At 59.6% G+C, this 22,833-nt stretch carries 19 protein-coding genes; 5 read left to right on the forward strand and 14 right to left on the reverse strand.

What is annotated here, in order from left to right:
• The first annotated feature begins 273 nt into the window (after positions 1–273).
• The 3 genes from Enr8_RS14775 (at position 274) to Enr8_RS14785 (ending at position 5,462) form a co-directional block, all read left to right on the forward strand.
• On the forward strand, positions 274–4,296 hold the full coding sequence (locus tag Enr8_RS14775) for a general secretion pathway protein GspD (protein ID WP_186767666.1): 4,023 nt from the start codon (positions 274–276) through the stop codon (positions 4,294–4,296).
• A gap of 143 nt (positions 4,297–4,439) precedes the next feature.
• On the forward strand, positions 4,440–4,859 hold the full coding sequence (locus tag Enr8_RS14780) for a DUF423 domain-containing protein (protein WP_146432822.1): 420 nt from the start codon (positions 4,440–4,442) through the stop codon (positions 4,857–4,859).
• Between the two features lie 141 nt (positions 4,860–5,000).
• A complete protein-coding gene (locus tag Enr8_RS14785; protein WP_146432824.1) occupies positions 5,001–5,462 on the forward strand; it encodes a hypothetical protein in 462 nt (153 codons plus the stop codon).
• Positions 5,463–5,566: 104 nt separating this feature from the next.
• On the opposite strand, the gene Enr8_RS14790 is transcribed toward Enr8_RS14785, so the two are convergent.
• The 10 genes from Enr8_RS14790 to Enr8_RS14835 all read right to left on the reverse strand — a co-directional run bounded on the left by Enr8_RS14790 (position 5,567) and on the right by Enr8_RS14835 (position 15,573).
• On the reverse strand, positions 5,567–6,328 hold the full coding sequence (locus Enr8_RS14790) for a hypothetical protein (RefSeq protein WP_146432826.1): 762 nt from the start codon (positions 6,326–6,328) through the stop codon (positions 5,567–5,569).
• A gap of 84 nt (positions 6,329–6,412) precedes the next feature.
• Positions 6,413–7,837, reverse strand: coding sequence for a class II fumarate hydratase (locus Enr8_RS14795; protein ID WP_146432829.1), 1,425 nt, complete (start codon positions 7,835–7,837; stop codon positions 6,413–6,415).
• Between the two features lie 108 nt (positions 7,838–7,945).
• Positions 7,946–8,797, reverse strand: coding sequence for a hypothetical protein (locus Enr8_RS14800; protein ID WP_146432831.1), 852 nt, complete (start codon positions 8,795–8,797; stop codon positions 7,946–7,948).
• A 226-nt stretch (positions 8,798–9,023) separates the two neighbouring features.
• Complete coding sequence (epmA, locus tag Enr8_RS14805; protein WP_146432833.1) at positions 9,024–10,013, reverse strand: EF-P lysine aminoacylase EpmA; 990 nt, start codon at positions 10,011–10,013, stop codon at positions 9,024–9,026.
• Positions 10,014–10,129: 116 nt separating this feature from the next.
• Positions 10,130–11,401, reverse strand: coding sequence for a nickel-dependent lactate racemase family protein (locus tag Enr8_RS14810; protein ID WP_146432835.1), 1,272 nt, complete (start codon positions 11,399–11,401; stop codon positions 10,130–10,132).
• Between the two features lie 159 nt (positions 11,402–11,560).
• Positions 11,561–11,758, reverse strand: coding sequence for a small basic protein (locus Enr8_RS14815; protein ID WP_146432837.1), 198 nt, complete (start codon positions 11,756–11,758; stop codon positions 11,561–11,563).
• 123 nt (positions 11,759–11,881) lie between these two features.
• A complete protein-coding gene (locus tag Enr8_RS14820) occupies positions 11,882–12,760 on the reverse strand; it encodes a serine/threonine-protein kinase (RefSeq protein WP_146432839.1) in 879 nt (292 codons plus the stop codon).
• Between the two features lie 291 nt (positions 12,761–13,051).
• The gene (locus Enr8_RS14825; protein ID WP_222434873.1) at positions 13,052–14,224 is read right to left on the reverse strand and encodes a tetratricopeptide repeat protein; all 1,173 of its coding nucleotides are present in this window, start codon (positions 14,222–14,224) and stop codon (positions 13,052–13,054) included.
• Between the two features lie 127 nt (positions 14,225–14,351).
• Positions 14,352–14,942, reverse strand: coding sequence for an ATP-dependent Clp endopeptidase proteolytic subunit ClpP (gene clpP, locus Enr8_RS14830; protein ID WP_146432843.1), 591 nt, complete (start codon positions 14,940–14,942; stop codon positions 14,352–14,354).
• Positions 14,943–15,000: 58 nt separating this feature from the next.
• Entirely contained in the window at positions 15,001–15,573 is a 573-nt protein-coding gene (locus tag Enr8_RS14835) for a ClpP family protease (protein ID WP_246120090.1), read from the reverse strand.
• 311 nt (positions 15,574–15,884) lie between these two features.
• Here Enr8_RS14835 and Enr8_RS14840 point away from each other — a divergent pair, with 311 nt between their 5' ends.
• Entirely contained in the window at positions 15,885–16,730 is an 846-nt protein-coding gene (locus Enr8_RS14840; protein WP_146432848.1) for an outer membrane beta-barrel protein, read from the forward strand.
• Positions 16,731–17,056: 326 nt separating this feature from the next.
• On the forward strand, positions 17,057–19,240 hold the full coding sequence (locus Enr8_RS14845) for a glutamine synthetase III (RefSeq protein ID WP_146433371.1): 2,184 nt from the start codon (positions 17,057–17,059) through the stop codon (positions 19,238–19,240).
• Positions 19,241–19,322: 82 nt separating this feature from the next.
• Here Enr8_RS14845 and Enr8_RS14850 read toward each other — a convergent pair whose 3' ends face one another.
• The 4 genes from Enr8_RS14850 to rplU all read right to left on the reverse strand — a co-directional run bounded on the left by Enr8_RS14850 (position 19,323) and on the right by rplU (position 22,789).
• Complete coding sequence (locus tag Enr8_RS14850; protein ID WP_146432850.1) at positions 19,323–20,435, reverse strand: YcxB family protein; 1,113 nt, start codon at positions 20,433–20,435, stop codon at positions 19,323–19,325.
• 49 nt (positions 20,436–20,484) lie between these two features.
• Entirely contained in the window at positions 20,485–21,603 is a 1,119-nt protein-coding gene (locus tag Enr8_RS14855) for a YcxB family protein (protein ID WP_146432852.1), read from the reverse strand.
• The gene (locus Enr8_RS14860) at positions 21,603–22,175 is read right to left on the reverse strand and encodes a flavodoxin family protein (protein WP_146432854.1); all 573 of its coding nucleotides are present in this window, start codon (positions 22,173–22,175) and stop codon (positions 21,603–21,605) included. Before Enr8_RS14860 ends, Enr8_RS14855 begins: the two co-directional genes overlap by 1 nt.
• A gap of 299 nt (positions 22,176–22,474) precedes the next feature.
• On the reverse strand, positions 22,475–22,789 hold the full coding sequence (gene rplU, locus Enr8_RS14865; protein WP_146432856.1) for a 50S ribosomal protein L21: 315 nt from the start codon (positions 22,787–22,789) through the stop codon (positions 22,475–22,477).
• Positions 22,790–22,833: the final 44 nt, after the last annotated feature.

The raw sequence follows: 22,833 nt of genomic DNA on the forward strand, positions 1-22,833 counted from the left end.
TGCGATTGTGCGCAGGGTGAGCTTGACGTGGTTTGAGTAAATCCGTATTTAACCCACCGCAACCAAAGACCCGCACGGAATTTTCCGTCGGTCGTCGAGATGCGTAGCGGCTTGACGAAGGTGGGAATTGGTCCGACTGGTCCAGCGCCATGATGGCAATGGGCGAGTCGCAGTTGGGGGGCGTGAGACAAACCTATGAGAAATGGAATTCCTCAGATGATTTGGCGGGCGGCTGTACGCCCCAATCATTTCAATCAGACAAGGAGAGTCGCGTTGAATTCCGCCGTGAAATCGTTGACGTACTGTCTGGTCGCGACCGCACTGATGTGGTCGACCGTCCAGGCGCAAGATTTCGGCAATATGGCCGACTTGCAAAAACAGCAAGACATGCTTCGCGATGCTCGTCAGGCGATGCGACGCGGCGATCTGGAGCAGGCCGAGACGCTGATCAACAGCGCTTCGCAGTTCCAAGCGCCGAACGATCCTCTGTATGACAAATTTCGCGATACGCCCGAAAAGGCGAAAGCCGCGCTCGAGCAGATGCGGGTCGCCAAACTGCCGGGGCAAAACGAACTGACCGCCGCCATGCGAGGCAATCCGCAGCTAGAAGCGGAAACCTTGATCGGGCAGGCTCGCACCGCTTTGGCGAATGGGCAATCGCTCGCCGCGGTCGAACTGTTCCACAAGGCCGCCAAGCTGAACGTCAAGTTGCCGCAAGGCGCCTACGACGTTGAGCGGCTTCGCGAAGACCTGATCACGGCCGGCATTCAGCCGAGCATGCTGATGCCGCAAGCCGGCCCGCAGCGTACGCCGCCGGTCGCTTCGCCTGCAACGGCCAATAATCCTTACGCCCAGCAGTTGGCTCCGACCGCCTTCCAAGGTTCAGGCACCGACGCCGCCAAACGCTTGATGCTGGACGCTCGCCGCGAACTGGCTCGCAGCAACATGGCGGTCGCTCATCGTCTGGTCGAACAAGCTCGCAACACCGGAGTCATCTTTCCCTCGGGGCAAGACTCACCGGAGAAAATCGACGACCTGATTCGTCGCACCCAAGCCATTTATCGGAATCCTCCGGGACCGGAATCGGGCAAGATGTTCGCCGCCGTCATGCTGGAACAAGCGGCCGGTTTGATCGCCTACGATCAACTGAGCGACGCCGAACGGCTGATTCGCCAGGCCGAACAACTCGGCGGCGACTACAGCCAGGCCCGCTTCACGCCGGATCAGCTGAAGGGTGAAATCGCCCGCCGCTCGCAAGGTTTGGGCGCCGCTCCGACTCGCAACCTGCCGCCGGCCAATGTGCCTGCGGGGGCTTCGGCTCACGATCAACAGCAGGCCGTTCTGGCTCAGGCCAAGGCCGCGATGGACGGGGGCAACATGGCCGCCGCCGAAATGTACTTTGAACAAGCCAAGACGATTCGCGTCAATCCTCGCGAATACGTCGCCGGCGACTTGCGTCCCGAAATCATGATGCTGGAACTCGACCGCGCTCGCGGCGGAGTTCGTCAGGCTTCGGGCGAACAGACGGCCGGCTTCGCTGGTTCGCAGAGCATCTATCAGCCTGAATTCGACGATTCGCGAAACGTTCCGGCCGGCGCCAACATGCCGATCGGTGGAGCCAACGCTCAGTGGAACGCCGGCGGCGATAGCCCGGGCTTCCGTCTGCTGGCCGATGGCGAACAAGCGTTGCGAATGGGCGACAAGGTTCGGGCTCGCCAGATGTTTGAAGCGGCCTGGAATCACCAGCTCGCTTTGGATCCGCAAAGCCGTCAGCGTCTGCAAGACTACCTGCGTTACAGCACGCAGCCGGTCGGCGCCGAGATCCAACAGACCAGCAGCGCCCCGTCGCCGCTGGACGCCGTCGACGCCGAACAACAAGTTCTGCAGCGTCAACTCTTCGCCGAGGTGACTCGCGAACAGTCGGCCGCTGACCGGATGCGTGAATCGGATCCGAAGGGCGCCTTGGAGCTGCTCGAAAAGCTGCGGGTTCGCGTCGCTGAATCGGCCCTGGACGCCAAGGTCAAAGACCAGTTGCTCGCTCGCGTGGATCGCAGCACCGACGGTCTGAAGAACTTCATCGAAATCAACCGGGCTCAGATCGAGCTGGACGAGCAAAACCGTGCGATTGACGAGTCGATCGCGCAAAGCCGCCAGCACCACATCGAAGTGGAAGGTCGCCTGGTCAAGATTACCGATCAGTTCAACGAACTGATGGATCAGCTTCGCTGGGAAGAAGCGGAAGTGCTGGCTCGCCAGGCCCGCGAAATCGCCCCGAACGAGCCGATCGTCCAGAACATGCTCTGGAAAGCGACCACCGCTCGCCGCATGTACATGAACATGCTGGTGAAAGATCAGAAGGAAGCGGGCGTCTGGCAGGCTTTGACCAACGCCGACATCGCCGCCATCCCGTATGACGACAACAATCCGATCACCTTCTCCGATCCGCAGCAGTGGAAGGATCTGACCGAATCGCGCAAGAAGTATGACGCTCGCGCCATGCAGATGAGCGAAGACGAAAAGCGGATCCGAGCGGCCTTGAAGCTGCCGGTCGATTTGAAGTTCAACAAGCAGCCGCTGCAAACGGTCGTCGACACGCTGGCCAGCGTCGTCGGGATCAACATCATCATCGATGAAGCGGGCTTGCGTAGCGAAGGGGTCACCCCGAGCCACGAAATCACCATCAACATGAACACGCCGGTTCGCCTGGAAAGCGCCTTGTTGCACATCCTGCAGCCGCTGCGTCTGGCCTATGTGATCGAAGGGGAAGCCCTGAAGATCACCGGCGAGTCGTTCCGCAGCCGCAAGATGATCCAACAGACCTATCAGGTGGCCGACCTGGTCATCCCGATTCCGAACTTCATGCCCAGCTACAACCTTGGTTTGGCGGGCGCCTTGAAATCGGCTTACGAAACGATCGGTTACGGCGGCGTCCAATCGCTACCGGCCCCCAACGGTCTGTCGACCTTCGCCGGCGGCGGTCCCGCTCCGGGCGGTTCTGTCCTGGGGCAAAACTTGCCGCCGGGGATTATCCCGGGCATGGGCGGAAGCGGCCAGGTGCAGTCGGGCGTGCCGAACGGCGGAAACTTCGGTTTCCCGTCGATGGGCGGACCGGGCGGCATGGGTGGCGGCGTTCAGCCTGACTTTGACTCGCTCATCCAGCTGATCACCACGACCATCGAACCGGAATCGTGGGAAGAGTTGGGTGGTCCGGGCGCCGTGCAGCCGTTCCAAACCAACCTGAGCCTGGTCGTTAGCCAGACGCAGGAAGTCCACGACAAGATCGCGGACCTGCTGGAGCAGCTGCGTCGTCTGCAAGATTTGCAGGTGACGATCGAAGTTCGCTTCATCACCCTCAATGACAACTTCTTTGAACGTATCGGTATCGACTTCGATCTCGACATCAAAGACAACACGCAAGGCATCGGCACCAACCGCGGTAGCGACGGTAGCCCGTCGATCACCATCGGTTTGGACCAAGAAGGTAACCCGACCTCGGACCTCGACCTGTCGTTCTCGCAGAACAGCTTCGGCAATACGGTGCCCGCCATTGGCGGTCTCGGGGCCGCGGCCGGTTCGATCGGCGGTAGCTTCGGCTTCGCCATGCTCAGCGACATCGAAGCGTTCTTCGTCATGCAGGCCGCCCAGAGCGACTTGCGGTCGAACGTGATGCAGGCTCCGAAGGTGACCTTGTTCAATGGTCAGACCGCCTTCGTGACGGACTCGACGCAGCGACCGTTCGTCACCAGCGTGACGCCGGTGGTCGGCGACTTCGCGGCGGCTCAGCAGCCGGTCATCGTGGTTCTGAACGAAGGAACCTCACTGACGGTGCAAGCGGTCGTCTCGGCCGATCGTCGCTTCGTTCGCTTGACGTTGATTCCGATGTTCAGCCAGATCGGCGATGTCGCAGAGTTCACCTTCGAGGGAACCACGACTTCGCGTACCGATTCGAGCGTGGTCGACCCGGATGCGGCCGACGGCGGCAGCACCACCGACGCAGAAGAAGCGCAGTCGACCGGTACCACGGTTCAGCAGCCGGAATTCTCGATCATCACCGTGACCACGACGGTCAGCGTGCCGGACGGCGGTACGGTGTTGCTCGGCGGCATCAAGCGTCTCAGCGAAGAACGCCGCGAAGCGGGCGTGCCGGTTGTGAGCAAACTGCCTTACATCAACCGTTTGTTCCGCAACGTTGGTATCGGCCGCTCGACGCAAAGCCTCATGATGATGGTGACTCCGCGAATCATCATTCAAGAGGAAGAAGAAGAAAAACTCGGCTTGGGCGACATTGGCAACTAGCCGAACTCGATTTACTAAGCAGCGTGACCTCCGGCCGCCGTTAGTCGCACTCTTGTAGTGCGACTGCGGCGGCGTCTTTTTGCGCCCACCTAAATTGACGTATACTGAGCGAAAGGCAGTTTACCTCGAATAAGGGCGGAAACATGGCGAAACTGGTACTGGTGTTGGCGGCGATTTGCGGTTTGACCGGCGTCGCAGCCGGGGCGATGGGGGATCACGCACTCAAGTCGCACCTCAAAGAGATGGGGGTCGCCGACATTCAACCCTCGGTCGAACGCCTGGAGATCGGCGTCCGCTACCAGATGTTTCACGCCACGGCGCTGATTGGCGTCGGCGTTCTCTTGCTTGCTAGCGATCGCGGACGAATCGCCGCTTCGATCGCCGCCCTCTGCTTTGTGATCGGCGTCGTCCTCTTCTCCGGCGGCCTCTACTTCATGGCGTTCACGCAGAACGATTCGCTGGTGATGCTGGTCCCGATCGGCGGCACGACTTACATGATCGGCTGGGGGGCGTTGTTGATTGCAGGACTGCAAGCTCGGCCCCACGGGATGGATGAAGAATAAGAGAAATGCTGTGGGGCGATTGCTCTTAACGGGTGCCACTGCTGGCTTGTCCAGCAGTGCGGTACAGGTACCAGGTTTCCACAGCAGGACAAACCAGCAATCACGCCGTTATTCACTTTTTTCCAACAGCGAGTCAGCCCCATGCTGAACGGAAAAACAATCTTCTGGATCATCATCGGCGTCTTCGCCGGGTTCCTGGTTGGCTCGCTGGTGAACCTGCTGGTCGTGATGGCGTCGCTGGTGTTTTACATTCCGCCAGAAGGAATGGACTGGGGCGACGAAGCGGCGGTCGCCGAATTTATCGGCGGTTTGCCACTCGGCGCATTCCTGTTCGCCCTGGCGGCGCATGCCGGACACAACTTTATTGGCGGTTGGGTGGCGGCTTCGATCGCCCGGCCGTTTCGCTATACCGCGGCGCTGCTGGTTGGCGCCGCAACCATGGTCTGCGGGATCATGAACCTGGGAGAGATCCCGCACCCCGCTTGGTTCGGCTATGTCGATCTGTTGCTGTATCTACCGATGGCGGCACTGGGCGCCCGACTGGTGAAGCCGCCGCTGATGTCCGAAGAGATTCCGCCAACGCAGGAAGATTCAGCGGAGTAGGCGGTTCTGACGGGCGCCACTGCGAAGAAACCTGTGCCATGCTCTTACTACGTCTTCGGCGGAAGAGCATGTCTTCAATGCATGGCGCCAGGCACACGGCGGCCTTACTTCTTCGCAGACGAAAACTGGGCTCGAACCCATTCTTCCAGGTCGATCTTGAACCGTCCCTTGGCGATCTCTTTGTCGAGCGCCTTGTTCGCTTTCTCGACCAGCTTCGGCTCGTAGTTCTCGACCTTTTCGGCCACTTCGTCTTTCAGTTCGTGCCCTAGCTTTTCGATCAGCTGGCCGTTCGCCTTGCCGACGCGCTGCAGTTCAAAATGAAGCAGCGTCAGGTCGGCGGCGGTGACTTGCGGCTCTAGCTCTCCGCTGACCAACAGGCCAAGCGTATTCCAGCGGACCTTGGTCTCGGCGTCGAGCTTCATCTGAATCGTAGCGTCGGCGACCCCCGAGACGCCCATCAGGCGAACTCCGCGGTTCCACTCTTGCAGTTCCGCCTCGGCGGTCGCTTGGATGGTGACGTTCAGCCGGGTTTTGATCTTATCTCCCAGAACCTCGATCGACTCGACCGACACTTGGACATCGTTGCGCGGATCGACGACTTTTACGTGATAGCGTTTCCAGGTCCCATGATTGACCGGTTTCTTATCGCGCTCGATCTTGAAGTTCTTAAAGCTGCCGCGGAACTTCACCCCTTGGGTAAACGCCTTCTGCCCGCCCCATTTCCGCTCGTCGCTGTAGGTGGAGGGGATGTTCTCGAGCGTGATCCACCGGACGACGCCAGACAGAAACGCGTTTGGCTCGGCGCAGGCGGGGCTGACCGCTAGCATTAGCGTCACGATGGCGGTCAGGCTGCGCACTGCATGCATAAAAAAACGTCCCGAAACGGCGAGTAGTTCTACTCATTACCGTATGTCGGGACGTTTGGTTCGGCAAATGAAGGGGCGTAACGATTATTCGTGTGGGAAGGTCATTCGCCACGGATCGAGCGCCGTGTTCAGGTCGTCTTCGGCGATTTCCCCCTGCTCTTTGGCTAGCTCGCGAATCGTCTTGCCCGACTTGAACGCGTCTTTGGCCATCTTGGCCGCTTTGTCGTAACCGATCAGCGGGTTCAGGCTGGTGCACATCGACAGGCTCTCTTCGACCGACGCGTTGCAGGCCTCTTCGTTCGCTTCCAGTCCGTCGCTGCAGAACTCGACGAAGGCGTCGCAGCTGTTGGCGAGCAGATGGATGCTTTCCAGCGTGGTTTGCCCCATCACCGGCATCATGATGTTGAGCTGGAAGTTGCCGCCGGCGGCGCCGCTCATGGTGATCGCGCCGTCGTTGCCGATCACCTTGGCACAAACCTGCATCATGCTTTCGCACATCACCGGATTGACCTTGCCCGGCATGATCGAGCTGCCAGGCTGACGGCTGGGGAGCGCCACTTCGTAGAAGCCGCACCGCGGGCCGCTGCCGAGCCAGCGAATGTTGTTGGAGACGTTGAACAGCGTGTTGGCGATCGTCTTCAAGATGCCATGGCACTGCACCAGGCCGTCACGCTGGGCGTTGGCTTCAAAGTGATTGACCGCTTCGATAAACGGGATGCCGGTGCCGGAGGCGAGTTCGGCCGCGACCCGCTTGGCGAATTCGGGATGGGTGTTGATCCCGGTGCCGACCGCGGTGCCGCCAACCGGCAGTTCCAGCACGGCGTCTTGGGCGACGCGAGCCCGCTCGATCGAGAGTTCAATCTGACGCGCGAAGCCGCCGAACTCTTGACCCAGCCGTAGCGGCGTGGCGTCCATCAAGTGGGTGCGTCCGATCTTGATGATCTTGTCCCACTCCATCGCCTTTTTGGCGAGCGACTCGTGCAGCTTTTCGAGCGCCGGCAGCAGGTTGTTTTCGATCTGCATCGCGACCGCGACATGGATCGCCGTCGGGAAGGTGTCGTTGGTGCTTTGCCCCATGTTGACGTGGTCGTTGGGGTGGACCGGCTTCTTCTGGTCGAAGCGATCGCCGCCCAGGATCTCGATCGCGCGGTTGCTGATCACCTCGTTGACGTTCATGTTGCTCGACGTGCCCGACCCGGTCTGGAAGACGTCGATCGGGAACTCGCCGTCAAGCTTCCCTTCGCGAACTTCAATCGCCGCGTCCAATAGCGCCGTGACCTGCTCGTCGGAGAGCGGGTTTTTGCCGGTGCCGGTCAGCTTGCCGAGATCACGGTTGGCGACCGCACAAGCATGCTTGACCCAGCCCATCGCATGGATCAGCGCCGGGGGAAGCGTCCAGCCCGAGATCGGAAAGTTCTCGACGGCTCGCTGCGTCTGGGCGCCGTAGTACGCGTTGGCGGGGACTTGGACGTCGCCCATCGAGTCTTTTTCGATGCGGAATTCGGACATGGCTGCAGATTTCCAGAAGTTGGGGAAATTGGCGCCGAGCGACGGAGAAACCCGGCCTCAATCCCGTCATCTTACCGCCACGAGCCGAAGGGGAAAACCGGCCGCAGCTTAGTCGGCGACCGCACCGTAGGCGATCGCCGTCTTGGTGGGCGAGGTCGGCTTAACCCAGGCCGAAAGCTGCGGAAGCGCCTCGAAAAAATCTTTCGCCATTTCGGCGGCGACGGCCGGGTACTGCTCGCGCTTGTGCTGGTAGCGGAACGAGAACTCCGCGGCGAGTGGTTTGCCGGCCGAGCCATCGGTCCACAGAATCACGGCGACTTCGGCGTGGACGCTTTCCTTTTTTTTCTCACCAAAGACGAGCTCGGCCCCGCCGAAGACCCACTCGTGCGGATGGAAGTCGTTGACCACGCACAGAGGGATCCGTTTGCGCTTCTTTTCGCTCCAGGGAAGTTCCTTCAGGCCCGGGAACAGGCGAGCCGCGTCAGATACGTTCTCCGGCGTCTTTCGTTTGCTGCGAACCTGGGCGACGCCGCTGTGCGAAAAGCGGCTGTGCTGCACCAGCGAACGACCGAGGTTGCTGGGAAGCAGGATCAGATCTTCTTCAAACTTTGTTTTTTTCAGCACCTTGTCGTCCGGGTGAATGTGCCCGCCCGCCGACACGTAGCGATCGGAGTCGCGCAGTTTGAGCGTGTACTCGGCTTGCTTTTCGCCGCTGGTTTGACGACGCCGCAAGATGTACCCATAATGCCGGGCCAATTCGCGCTCGGGCGAATCGAGATAGACGATGTCCCGCTCTTTTTTCAAGTGCAGCGGCGCCGAGCGCGTCGCATCGCGCGAGTTGCCATGGGCGAAGAAACAAAGGTCGACCCAAAAGTCCATCACCGCTTCCTCCAGGTCGGCGAACTTGTTCGCATCGAGCATCACCTTGTACTCTCGCGAGGTGATCGGAACGCGTTTCATGACGACAAGCCTTTGGAAGTGAAAGAAGGAACGTGGTTAAGAATCAAGTTGTCGTGTGCCACTGCTCGCTTGTCCAGCAGGGTGGTGATCGAGAAAAGTATCTGTTGTAGGGTGGATGGAGCGAGCGAATCCAAGGCAGCGATTCTGGAAAACGTGACTCGCTTGCGCAACCCACCTTGGTTGGCTTGCAAGTGCATTGTTGGGTTTCGCTACAATTCGAGTTCGCTTAGGCTCGCTCAATCGGAAAGGCCTGCACGTCGTCCATCGTCGTTGCGCCGGTCTTCACCATCAACAACCGATCAACGCCGAGCGCCGTGCCGCTGCAAGCCGGCAAACCATGCCGCATCGCCGCCAACAGGCGACTCTCTTCCGGCAGTGGATACTTGCCATCACCAGTGCGGGCCTGGTTGTTGGTCTGGTTGCGCGTAACAAGTGCCTGCGGGTCGAGCAGTTCATGATAGCCATTGGCCAGCTCAATGCCGCGCACATAAAGCTCAAATCTCTCGGCGACCGGTGGATTGCCGTCACTGACTTCGGCCAGCGCGGCCTGGGATGCGGGGTAGTCGTACAAGATTGTCGGCGAGGTTTTGCCGAGATGCGGCTCGACCAGTTCCGAGAGTAGCAGCTCGAGCAAGAGGTCGCGGTCTGAGCCGTCGTACGAATCAGGCATCTCGATCTGACGCTTTTTGGCGGCCGTGAGCAGTTCCTCGCCGCTGGCCGTAAGCGGATCAACGCCGACATGCTGGGCAAAGGCGTCGGCGTAGGTAAGCATCTCGACGGAACTGCCAAGTATTTCACTTGCCAGATCGGCCAGCAGTTGACGTCCGGCCGCGTAATTGTCGCCGACGCGATACCACTCGAGCATCGTGAACTCCACGTTGTGCCGCTCGCCGACTTCCCCCCCGCGAAACGCCTTGCAGAGCTGAAAGATCTTCTGTGCCCCCGCGGCCAATAACCGCTTCATCCCGAACTCGGGCGAAGTTTGTAGCCAGACCTGCTCGCCGACGTCGGGCGAACGCGGATCACGAAACAGCGTCACGCCAAGCGGATCCAAATGACGATCGATCACGCTGTCGTGTGACAGCAGCGGCGTCTCGACTTCCAGAAAGTCGCGAGACAAAAAAAACTGCCGAATCTGCTGCAGCAGTTTGCTACGAGCACGGAGCATTTCTAAGGAACAGGTAGGACGCCAATCGGCGGTGTCATCGGTCGTCATCGAAGTTAAAACGTTGCGTAAAAACGTGTGCCACTGCTGGCTCGTCCAGCAGTGCGAAGTTGGTGCCAGGGCTCCACTGCTGGACGAGCCAGCAGTGGCACGCGTAAGAGAACTTCCTACGCCAGTTGGGCCAGCACATACGGTCCTTTGGGAATCACCGCGATGGACGCTTCGGCGCCATGTTCTGCAATCGCGTCTTCAATCGCCGCTTCGACGCTCTTGGCCGGCTCGACAAACATCTGGCTCAGTTGCTTGGCCGGGATTCCATCCGACACCATGACGATCTTCGCCTGGCGGGCCGCTTTGGCCAGTTCTTCCAGTTGCCACTGATCCATGGTGAAGCAGTCAGGATCAAGGATCGCCGTCATGAAGTCGTCCAGGTTTTCGTACTGACTAAACAGAGACGTAAACGGCGGGCTGCCGATCCCTTCGGTCAGGCTGGCGGCGACGATGATGGTGCCGCCCTTCTTGACCACCTTGGCGGCGGCGACCATCGCTTTGACCGACTGGTAGAAGGTGGTGTCGAGCGGATAGCCGGCGCTGCTGGTGACGACGATGTCGGCAGGCTCGTCCATCGTATCGACGACGACGCTGCGGACGAACTCGACCCCTTCTTCAAACGCGGCGATCATGTCGCCGGCGACCAATCTCAGCGGGCGACGATGCGCGTCGATCACCACGTTGATGATGAAGTCGCAGCCGGCGGTTCGGGCAATTGCCGTGTTCTCGAAATGAACCGGGTTATCGACCAGGCAGCCCATCGTGGCGTTTTCATGTTCCAGGAAGCGAGGGGAATGCCAGGCGCGGATCGTGTCGATATGAGCGATGCCGGGGCAGATTAGTTTTCGCCCGCCCGAGAAGCCAGCCATGAAGTGGGGCTCAATCAAACCGACGGTGATTTTGAGATCGGCTTCGACATAGCGGCGATCGATCCAGATTGGCACGCCGTTGGGACTTTCGCCCAGGTGGACGTGTTCGTCCCGGTTTTCGCCAAAGTGATTTTCGATGCGGTAATGATCGACGATGTACTGGCCGACCATCTCGATCAACTCTTGGCCGTGGTTGGGCCGATGAAGCCCGGTCGCATTGAGGATCGTGATCTTGTCGCGGGGGATGCCGGCCGCTTCCAGCAGTTCGAGCGTTGGCCGCAGGATCATCTCATTCGGGACCGGACGCGTGATGTCGCAGATCACGATGCAGGCATCCTTTTTCCCCTGGGCAAGCTCAAACAGCGGCGCCGTCCCGTTCGGCCGAGCCAACACCTCCAACAGCGCGGCATGCGGGTCGGGCAGCGGCGGGGCATCTTTGCAAGCGAGCGTGCGGACTTTGCCGTTGTCAGGAATGTCAGCCTCCAAGCCGACGCGACCATACTCCAACTTGACCTTCATACGGGGCGATTTCCTGGGCGAGGGAAGCGAGGGCGGTGAGTTGGGCAACGTCACAGCGTCACAAAGAAATCTACCACATTTCGCTAGGCGCACAAAAAAAGCCCGGGCCGATTGGGGCCCAGGCTTTTCGTGTATTGCAGAAAGATATCCAGGTGAGGACTAGCCTTCTTCCTTGGTCTTCTTCTTTTTCTTCATCGAGATTTTGACGACGCGGGTCTTCGGAATCCCGATCGGCGAATCGCTTTCGGGATCAAATTTTCCGTCGGCACGCATCTTTTCCAGGCGTTCGACGCGGGTCAAAACGCTGCGAGTCGAAATACCGCCTCGCTTTACTTTCAGGCTTTTGTCGATGGTCACGGTTCTATCTCCGGTATTGGGAAACGGCCCGAAGTATCTTCTAGAGCCGTAAATTGGTCGCGTGGAAACTACTCAGTTTATCGATTTCGGCCCGGTGAGCAAGGGCCAATTGCCCCAAACGCGTTACCGCGTATCGATCTCTTTGATGCCAGAAATCATCGACAGAAAATCCCGCATCGTTTGAGGCCGATCCTTCGGATTGACCTTCAGGCAGGCATGAATCGCCTTCGCCAGCCGCGGATCGATGTACGGGCGGACCTTGGTAATATCCCGCGGAGGAACGGTATCGTGCTGCAGGGCATCCTTTCCGGTGCCAGTTGCGGCGTTCCAGGGGAGTTCGTAACAGCATAGGCGGTAAGCAGTTACGCCAAATGCAAAGATGTCGCATCGCTGGTCGGTGGGTCGGCGGCGGACGATCTCGGGGGACATGTAGTTGGGGGTGCCGGTCCGGTTGCCGGCCGCCATGAACTCGGGCTTGGCGGGCAGGGTCAGCCCAAAATCGATCAATTTCACGCTTTTGCCGTCGCGGGCGACGATAAAATTGCGGCTGCAGATGTCGCGGTGGATGTAGCCCTGCTCGTGGACGTAAATCAGGGCGTCGGCCATTTGCCGGATCAGATTCAGCTGTTCCCCTTCCAGGTGCGGGTCGTGGTCGTTGCACATCGCCTGCAGACCGCGGCCGTCGACCATTTCCATCAAGACGTACTGTTGGCCGGTGGTCAGCAGGCCATATTCGTACGCCTCGGCGATGTGGGTGTGCTTCATCGAGCAGGCAATTTCCCCCTCACAGGGGCGTTTCATCCCGTGAAATCGGGAGTCGAAGAACTCCTGCTTTTCTTTGTCAAGGATCTTCAGCCCGTAGATCCGCCCGGTCGAGTGTTCGCGCACGACCATGAATTCACTCATCGTGCCGGTGATCGACTCGCGAATGCGTTCAAACCGCGAAGGAATATCGAGGCGACTTGACTTGAAGAGTGCAGCCAACCTATCCAGTAGCTTCATCGGGGGCCTGGTATCCTCGAAGACGTCGCATGAAAGCGACGAAGGCATAGCGCCCGGGGGGTGCGACCGCTGGCATGGCCGCCCGTGCGCCTAAACTCTGTTCCACTTACCACTTTAAGTGGGGAATTGGGTTAGGGCAAGAATGAGCCGGTCGGAATTGACTAGGCGGGGTTGCTAGAAACGAAGCGGGGGCATGACTTGGTCCTGGCAATACGCTTTGAAGACATGCTCTTCTCGCGAAGACGCGATAAGAGCATGGCATGGCGCCAAGTGGCACACGCCCAACGAGTCCTAGGGATCGACGGAGCCGGCCAATCGTTCGGCCGCTTCGTCTTGCAGGGCGTCGTCGGGGGCCAGAAAGCGGCAGGCTTCCCAGTGCGGGAGCGCTTCTTGTTGGCGGCCCATCTGATCGAGCAGTCGGGCCAAGTGGTACTGGGCGTCGAAGTAGTCAGGATAGATCGCGATGGCGGCCTGAAACTGGGCGATCGCTTCGTCCAGCTTTTCCAACTCGACCAGCGTGCAGGCGAGATTGCTGCGAGCTTCGACAAAGTCGGGCTCCAAGTCGATCGCGGCGGCGTACCGTTCGATCGCCAGTTCCGCTTTGCCGCTGCGGTAATAGAGCTCGGCCAGTTGGAAGTAAAGCTCGGCCGACTCGGCCAGATCGGCCGCCGCCGCTTCCAGCGCTTCGACCGCGGCGTCAAACTGCCCGGCGTCTTCGTACTCGGCGGCCAGGTCGACCAGCTCTTCGGGAGAGCGGCGGCGCTTGCTCGGCGTTGATTCGGTCAGTTCCGGCAGCCAGTCGGGCTCGAGCTTCTCGAAGTCGATCCGCATCTGCCCGCCCGGTTCGACCAGGCCTTCCCCTTGGCGCAGCAGCACGTTGCGGCCTTCGACGATGATCGAAAGCTGCTCGAGCGGACGATCGACGCAGCTCGACAGGCTTTGCAGCGCAGCGAGTTGCTTTTCGATGTGATCGGCCGAGGCGCCGGAGGCGAGCAGCTGCGCCAGTTTTTGCGCGGCGGCGACTTCGCGGATGTCGTAGTAGGGAAGCTTGCGTACTTCCCGGACGGGGCGGATCAAGCCGCGGCGATGCCAACGGCGGATGATCGCCTTGGAGACGCCGAGCAGATCGGCCAGCATCGCCGGCGTGTAGAGACGTTGGATGCGCTGTTGGGTTTCGAGCAGGCCGAGCCGTTCCCATAGGGTCGTCTCTTGCATGATCTCGATGCGGCCGTCGGCGGCCGCCCGTTGAATGGAGCGGGAAGGGAAATCGATCTCGCCGAAGATCGGCAGGTCGTTTTCGCCAATCACCAAGATGTCGATGTCCGCAGTCGCGCGTTCGACCGCTTTAGCGCCGGCGACGGCCAACAGCGCTGCAGCGTCTTTGCGCGACATTCCAGCCAACTTGCCAAGAAACGCCACGCGGCGACCCGAAAATGTCGCCGCGGCGTCGTGCTGTTGCGTCATAGTGCAAACTACGTCGGCCATTCAAGCTCTTTGGCGGGTGGCACTGCTGGCTTGTCCGGCAGTGGGCGATTGGTACCAGGTTCGCACTGCTGGGCAAGCCAGCAGCGCCACGCGGAACCTGTAAGCCTTACTTGCCCGGCATCTTTTCGATGACGTGATCGATCAGGCCGTAATCACGCGACTCTTCGGCCGACATGAAACGGTCGCGATCGGTGTCCTTTTCGATCCGGTCGATGGTGTGACCGGTGTGCTTGATCAGGATCTCGTTCAGGCGTTGTTTAATCCGCTTGAACTCGGTCGCGTGAATCAAGATTTCTTCGGCGGTACCTTGCATGCCGGCCAGCGGTTGGTGAATCATCACGCGGGCGTTGGGCAAAGCGTGGCGCTTGCCAGTGGCGCCGGCGGTCAGCAGCACCGCGCCCATCGAGGCGGCCTGACCGATGCAGTAGGTGGCGACGTCGCAGGTGATGAACTGCATGGTGTCGTAAATCGCCAAACCGGCGCTGACGCTGCCGCCGGGCGAGTTGACGTACAGATTGATGTCGGCGGCCGGATCTTCCGACTGCAGGAACAGCATCTGGGCGACGATGCAGTTGGCCATATCATCATTGACCTGGGTGCCCAGGAAGATGATGCGATCTTTCAGCAGCCGGCTATAGACGTCGTAGACGCGCTCTTCGCGACCGCTTTTCTCGACGACGTAAGGAATCAAGGGCATCGTAAGGAAACTCCGTTCAAGATGACTGGTTTAAAGCCGCGGCAGTTGCAAGTACTTGTTATTCGTCGTCTACGATTTCGCCGGGCGGCTTGGTCAAGATTTCGTCAACGATGCGATAGGCCTTCGCGGCTTCAGCGTCCATGTAGAAGTCGCGATCGGTATCTTTGGCGATCTTCTCGACATCCTGGTTGCAGTGCGAAGCGAGAACGTGGTTTAGCACGTCGCGCGTCTTGATGATTTCGTCCGCTTGGATTTCGATGTCCGAAACCTGGCCGCCGACGCCGCCATGCGGTTGGTGAATCATTACTTTGGCGTGCGGCAGAATGAACCGCTTGCCCGCTTCGCCGCCAGCCAACAGAACGGCGCCGCCCGAAGCGGCCAGACCGACGCAGTAGGTCGACACCGGGCAAGAGATCACTTGCATCGTGTCGTAGATGGCCATCGTCGAAGTGACGCTGCCGCCGGGCGAGTTGATGTAAAAGTGGACCGGCTTCCGGCGATTTTCGCTTTGCAGATACAGCAGCTTCATCACCAGTTCGTTGGCGTTGCCGTCGTAAATCTCGCCTTGCAGAAAGACGATCCGGTTTTCCAACAGCAAGTCGCCGAGAGTCATCTGGCGCTGGCGTTGCATTTCAGCATAGGCCATTGCCGATGGGGAGCGAAAATCCGAAAACGGCGTGTTCATTGCGCAAAGATCCTTCTCTAGAGACGGGTCGCTCCCCGCCGATCGACACGAGCGCCGGGGTTCTGCTTTTATTTTCTCGAAGTTGCGACGCAAGACAACCGTAGGTCCCCCCCAGATCCCTTGACAGTTTGCGCATTTTCACAGCTATCAGCAGCGTAATCGGTAGTCTCTTCTTATCTGTTCTACCTACTTCATCTTGACGGCTGGCCGAGGAATTATCACAATCCCCCGCCCTTTTGATCAAGAAACGAAGGTCCATGCGCCGAAGCTCGCCGATCGCCGCCGTTTTCCTCACGATGACGACCCTGCTCGTCCCGGGCATTTTGCGCGCTCAGCAAGAGCCGCCTGCGGCGGAGCCTGTCCCCACGGGCGACGCTGCGTTCGACCCCCAAGGTCATGACTACTCCCAATTCGGCAGTTTTCGCACGATGCCGCAAGGCGCCGCCGTTCCCCCCTGGGTGCATGAAGGGGGCGTCCCACGGCAGGCGATTTACGAACGTTTTGGCTTCTATCACTCGCATCCGGACGACCCGGCGCGACATCAGGGGGTGGGGAAGCCGCTGTACGGAACGAGTTGGCGAAACCGGCCCTATCACTTTGACTATCTATTTGGGGTAGTCGAAACGAACGACCTGTCCCGCGACGATATTCGCCTGCAAAGTACGCTGCTGCAGGGCTTTCGGCTCGGCTACGACTTTGACCACTACTGGGGAACCGAGGTCCGGTTCGCGTTCGGAGATGGCAAGTTGCGGTACGAAGAGAATCCGCTGATCGACGGCAGCGCGCAACTGATGATGTTTGATACGAACCTGCTTTACTATCCGTGGGGCGATTCGACCTGGCGGCCTTACGCGACGTTGGGCCTGGGGGCGACGTACTATGGCTACGACGATGTGAACGGGGTGAATCGGGACCAATCGAACTTCTCGATCCCCATTGGGATCGGTTTGAAACATTTTTTTCGCCCTTGGCTCGCTTTTCGCTGCGAACTGATGGACAACATCGCGACTGGCTCGGGAAGCATCCCGACGACGCACAATTTCTCGTTTACTACCGGGATTGAATATCGATTCGGCGGTAGCCGCTGGAGCTATACGCGCTAGGTACGAATGCGGCATTTCTAAGCACAAGCTGCGCGCAAGATTGGCGTAGCAGGGGATCGCTTCGTCTAATTCTCGGGAAAAACAGAGCTGCTAGATCTGGCGCAAAATTTGCTCTTTCTTGGCGACTTAAAAGAAATTGGCAGTTCACTGCTCGACGAGCGGAGAAATGCCGGTTCAAATTTCAGGCGAAATCGACTGCGGGTCGCGCCCCTCAATCGTTTTTGCGTAGCCCCAAACCCTCTCTCTCTTTTTTAAGGCTATTTGTAGTGAGCAGCACGTCAAAAGAAAAAGGCAACGGCAGCTTCGCAGTTGCGGGCAACTCCGTAATGGTCGGCGGATCGCCCCGGATGTCGGCAATTTCGGCGGTCACCAATTACAAGCCGAGCAATCCTCCCATGAATTTCATCGAGACGCCGACGCAAGAGCTCTTCTGCGCCAACGTCTTCAGCAAGGCCGAAATGAAGGCCCGTCTGCCCAAGCCAGTTTTCAAGTCGGTGCTGAAGACGATCGAAACGGGCGAAAAGCTCGATTCGTCGATCGCCGACATCGTCGCTTCGGCCTTGAAGGACTGGGCGATCGAAAAGGGCGCTACCCACTACGCTCACGTCTTCTATCCGCTGACCGGCGCTACGGCCGAAAAGCACGACAGCTTCCTGACGCCGGATGGCGAAGGTAGCGCCATCGCCGAATTCAGCGGCAGCCAGCTGATCCAGGGCGAACCGGACGGCTCCAGCTTCCCCAGCGGCGGCATCCGCGCCACGTTTGAAGCCCGCGGTTACACCATCTGGGACGTGACCAGCCCGGCCTACATTCTGGAAAACGACAACGGCACGACGCTTTGCATCCCGACCGCGTTCGTCTCGTGGACCGGCGAAGCGCTCGACAAGAAGACCCCGGTTCTCCGCTCGATGCAGGCCCTCAACGCTCAGGCCCAGCGCATCCTGAACTTGTTCGGTCACACCGACGGCGCCCTGGTCTCCTCGACCGCCGGTCCGGAACAGGAATACTTCCTGATCGACCGCAACTTCTTCTTCGCCCGTCCTGACCTGCTCAACGCCGGTCGCACGCTGTTTGGCGCCAAGCCGCCGAAGGGCCAAGAGTTTGACGATCACTACTTCGGCGCCATTCCGGATCGCGTGCTCGCGTTCATGCTGGAAGCCGAACGCGAACTGTTCAAGCTGGGCGTGCCGATCAAGACCCGCCACAACGAAGTTGCCCCGGGCCAGTACGAAATCGCCCCGCTCTTCGAGTTCGCCAACGTTGCGACCGATCATCAGCAACTGATCATGCTGACCCTGCGTCGCGTCGCCGAGAAGTACGGCATGACCTGCCTGACCCACGAAAAGCCGTTTGCCGGCGTCAACGGTTCGGGTAAGCACGTCAACTGGTCGATGGGTAGCAAGACTCAGGGCAACCTGCTTGATCCGGGCGACACCCCGCACGAAAACGCTCAGTTCCTGCTCTTCTGCGCCGCGGTCATCCGCGCCGTGCACAAGTTCCAGGGCTTGCTGCGTGCCGTCGTCGCTTCGGCCAGCAACGATCACCGCTTGGGCGCCAACGAAGCTCCTCCGGCGATCATCTCGATCTTCCTGGGCGATCAGCTGACCGACGTCTTTGATCAGATCAAAGAGGGTGGTGCGAACAGCTCGATTCCGAAGGGGACGCTGACCGTCGGCGTCGATACCCTGCCGCCGCTGCCGAAAGACGCTGGCGACCGTAACCGCACCAGCCCGTTCGCCTTTACCGGCAACCGGTTTGAGTTCCGTGCGGTCGGTTCGAGCATGTCGATCGCCGGGCCGTTGGTCGCGATGAACACCATCGTCGCCGAATCGCTCGACTACTGCGCCACTCGCTTGGAAGAAGCGACCGGCGGCGACTCGTCGAAGCTCAATTCGGAACTGCAGAAGTTGCTGACCGAAATCATGACCGAGCACGGCACGATCGTCTTCAACGGCGACGGCTACTCGGACGAATGGCACGCGGAAGCTGAACAGCGCGGTTTGCTGAACCTGAAGACGACCGCCGACGCCCTGCCGTTCCTGCAAGACGAATCGGTCAAAGAGCTGTTTTCCAAGTACAACGTTCTGTCGGAACGTGAACTGGAAAGCCGCTGCGAAATCTACATGGAGCAGTACGTCAACACGATCAAGGTCGAAGCGGCCCTGACGATCGAGATGTCCCGCACGATGATCTTCCCGGCTGCCGTTCGCTACCAGAACGAACTTGCTTCGACCTGTGCGAACCTGAAGATGCTCGGTTACGAGTTCGACACCAAGACGCTCGACAAGGTCACCAGCCTGGTCAAGGCGCTGCAAGACGGCGTCTGCGACTTGGAAGAAAAGCTCGCCGCCGATCCGGATGGCGGCATGGAAGGCGAGATCAAGTTCTTCTGCAGCGACGTTCTGCCGGCGATGCTGGTGGTCCGCGAAGCGGCCGACGAACTGGAAGATTACGTCGCCGACGACCTGTGGCCGTTGCCGACCTACCAGGAAATGCTGTTCATCAAGTAAGCGATTCGCTTGCCTGAGATAAACCAATAGCCGGCCGTGGGGAAACCTGCGGCCGGTTTTTTTGTTGTGCCCAGCGAATCGTTTATAGCTGCGACTGTCGCGCCCATTCGACTACCTGTCGCCAGTCTTCCTCATTCTGAAAGAATCGCCGAGCAAGGCAGTGGGCGTGTCGATGCTGAATGAAGGTCAAACGCGTTTCCGATTCCGTTAGCTTGGTGATGTCATTCCACGGAATGCGTGACCGCTCAATCGGCGTCGATTCATTGAGCGATTCGCCGGTGATTTTCCAGCGTCGCATTACCCCGGCGACGTGTGCGTTGTAGTAGCGGTGGATCGCATGCAGATAGAGCGCCGCCAAGACGCCCAACATTCCCGTGACCAGGAGCAGCAATCCCGCGATGGGAATGTACGGTTGCGGGTTGACCAAGAACAACAACAGCACGCTGAGCAGGAGACCAGCCGTAGCATGGGCCGTGAAGATCGCGATGAAGAGGGCGATTGGCAGCCAGAGGAGATGCCAATAGCAGAGGAGAAGCTCGCCCCAGGTGTTTTCTCCGGAAGCGATGATGATCTCCGGATTGCTCGAGTCTTGGGATGGCGTCGTCTCGGGCAGTGATTCTGGCGATGGCGCCGAAGCGGCGAATTGGACGCCTCGTTGAATTCGGCTCTTGGCTTCGCGATAGGCGGCTTCGCTCTCAAAGAAGTGGGCCGGAACGATGAGCAGTTGGGCGGTTGTCGTCGGAATCAGCAGGACCTTGCGATTGCTGCGCCACCTTGAGATTTGCGACCAGGGATATTGGATTGCCGAATTCTCCGATTCGCAGAGGATCCCAGTCTCACCGATCGTCAACCGTTGGTAAGAGGAGGTTTCTCGAAGTTGCCTACGAACCAGGCGCCAGTGGGGCGAAACGAAGTAGTACAGGATGGCCAGGACGACGCCACAAATTCCGATTTCGGCGTTGGCGATCAGCGCCCGCAACGCTTCGTTGAGATTCCAGCCGTGCATCAACAGGGGCGTTCCCATCGCCAAGACGATTAAGATCGCGGCGAGGTTTTTTCCGTTGAGCATGAAGAGAAGATACGCTGCGAATGCGTCACGAGAGGTAATCGTTCCATCGACGACCAGGGGAGCATCGGCAGGTATCGCTTCGCCCGATTCGCATGGCGATTGGAAAGGATTTGGGTGCGTCGTCATAGCGTCGGTTGATCCTATTGGCAAGAGAGCGATGCCGTCTCCCGCTCGGTTAGTGCAACTTTCGCGCCCACTCAACTACCTGCCGCCAGTCTTCCTCATTCTGGAAGAACCGCCGCGGCAAGGTAAAGCCTTGCGTCTTCTGGTAGACCAGCAGCAGCATGTCGTCGCGGAAGACGACGCGGTTGATTTCGTCCCAGGCAATGTTCAGGGTGAAGGTTTCGGAGACGGCCGACAGCTTTTCGTCGGTGATCGTCCACCGCGTGCGGATGCGGCTGGTGATGTCGCGATAGGTTCGCCGGATGCCGAGATAGTAGCGGATCCAGCGGATCGATGAGAGGGCCGCCCCGATCAACAGCATCACCGAGATATACAGGTTTTGCGGCCGATTGGCGGCCAGTTCGACCACGGCGACGTAGAGCGAAAACCCGAACACTCCGCCGATCACCACGAAGTTAATCAGAAGCGCGCGGCGGACCATCAACCAGCACGTGGCGTAGAACTCGCGCTGCGTCAGGGTTCCGGCGCAGGAGATGGCGCCGGGGATTTCGGCGTCAACATATTGCTCGTCCGAAGTGATCTCTGGCGGCGGCGCCGTTCTGGCGAGCGCCAACTGCTCGATGATCAGCCGCTTTGCGGCGCGAAACGCATCGCGGCTTTCAAAGTAGTGAGCCGGCAGCGAGATGAAGCCAAACGGCCGGGCCACGATCACCAATATCCGCGACCGCGCTTGCAGCCGAGAAAACCGCGTCCAGGGGAGGAGCGACTTCATGCGAGACGATTGAAAGTGAATCCCTTGCTCGTCCAGCACGATCCGCTGCGGCTCCGGCTCTTTCGCCAGTTCCGCATTCTGCGTTCGCCAGTACGTTTTGACGTAGAACAAAACCTCGAGCACGACCGCCAACGGCAGCAAGCAGAAGAGCGGATAGACCACCGTCCCCACGGCCCAGTATCTACCCGACAACGGATTTAACAGCCCGGCGAAAACGACGAGCGAGACGGTCGCAAGAATGGCGGTGATTCGCCAGTTGTAGACGAGCGCACGATAAGTCGCCTTCAAATCGCGCTGCGTAAAGGTTCCTTCGGCCAGGATCGCGTCGCCGGTCGGTGCGACGCCATCATGCTCGACTGTTGGCGACGCGAACGGGTTCTCCCCTGCTCCACTACTCATCACGCGTCGCCTGATTTCAAATGGCCAAACCGATCATATCCTTGCTCCAGCGGATGCAGGTCATGTCGCCCGTGGAAAAAGACGGCGACCCATTCGGCCAGGCGGCGGCCTAAACGGCGGCAGCCGGCGATCTCTTTGTCTTGGCGGGGTTCGCCGGCTTGGATGGCGCCGTAGTGGAGCGTATGTTGCGGGCCGGTCAGGTCGGTTACGCCGAAGACGAGATAGCCGTAGTTGATCAGAATCGTGTTTAGCGTCATGCAAGTCAGCTCTTGTCCGCCGCCCCACGACGCGGCCGAGCTGAACGCGCAGCCGATTCGTCCGTCGCGCTTTCCCCAGTTTTCGATCGGCTGCTCATCCCACCACTTTTTCATCTGCCAACTGACGGTGCCGTAGTTGGTCGGGCTGCCCAGCGCGATCCCTTCGCACCAGTCGAGATCGCCGCTAGTCGCCTCTTCGATCGGCAGTAAGCGGACCGCGGCGCCGGTCACTTCCTTGGCGCCGCTGGCGACCTCGTGCGCCATCTTGGCGGTGTTGCCGCTGTTGCTGTGGTAGAGGACGAGAATCTTGCACATACGCCGGGTCTCCAGAATCGCGAACAAAGTCATGGCTATCTTCGAGCAGCCGACAGCCCTAGTCAACCAATCTGCCTGCGGGTCTGCAGTGTGCGCAGACCGGGGAATCGTCGTTGGGCTGTGCCAGGAGACCGAGCAGTGGCTTGGTCCGCAAAGCGGAACCTGCGCCGAATTCGTTGCCGGGAAAGAGAGCGGTGCGTACGCAAGTGCGCATGCAAAACGCCAAAGTCGATTTTGACTTTGGCGTTTTGCGAATGTCTGTTTGTCGGTCGCTTGGCGGAAGCGAGCCGTCGACCGGCTTAGACCGAGATCTTGCCGATTTTGACTTTGGTGTAGAGCTGGCGATGACCCGTCTTGCGACGCGAGTTCTTGCGGCGACGGAACTTCTGGATGACCAGCTTCGGGCCTTGGACGACGCCGACGACTTCGGCCGTGACCGAGGCGCCGTCGAGGACCGGCTTGCCGAGCTTCACGCCGTCATCGCCCGAGACGCACAGAACCGACCCAAAGGTCAATTCGTCGCCGGCGGTGACGTCAGCACGGTAGTCCAGACGGAGTTCCTGGCCTTCTTCAACTTTGATCTGCTTGCCGTCTTCTTTGATAATCGCGTACATGGCCGGAACCTGAGAACTTGCCAAATCAGTGATTTGTATGGTGA

The sequence above is a fragment of the Blastopirellula retiformator genome (genome assembly GCF_007859755.1).
Lineage (GTDB): Bacteria > Planctomycetota > Planctomycetia > Pirellulales > Pirellulaceae > Blastopirellula > Blastopirellula retiformator.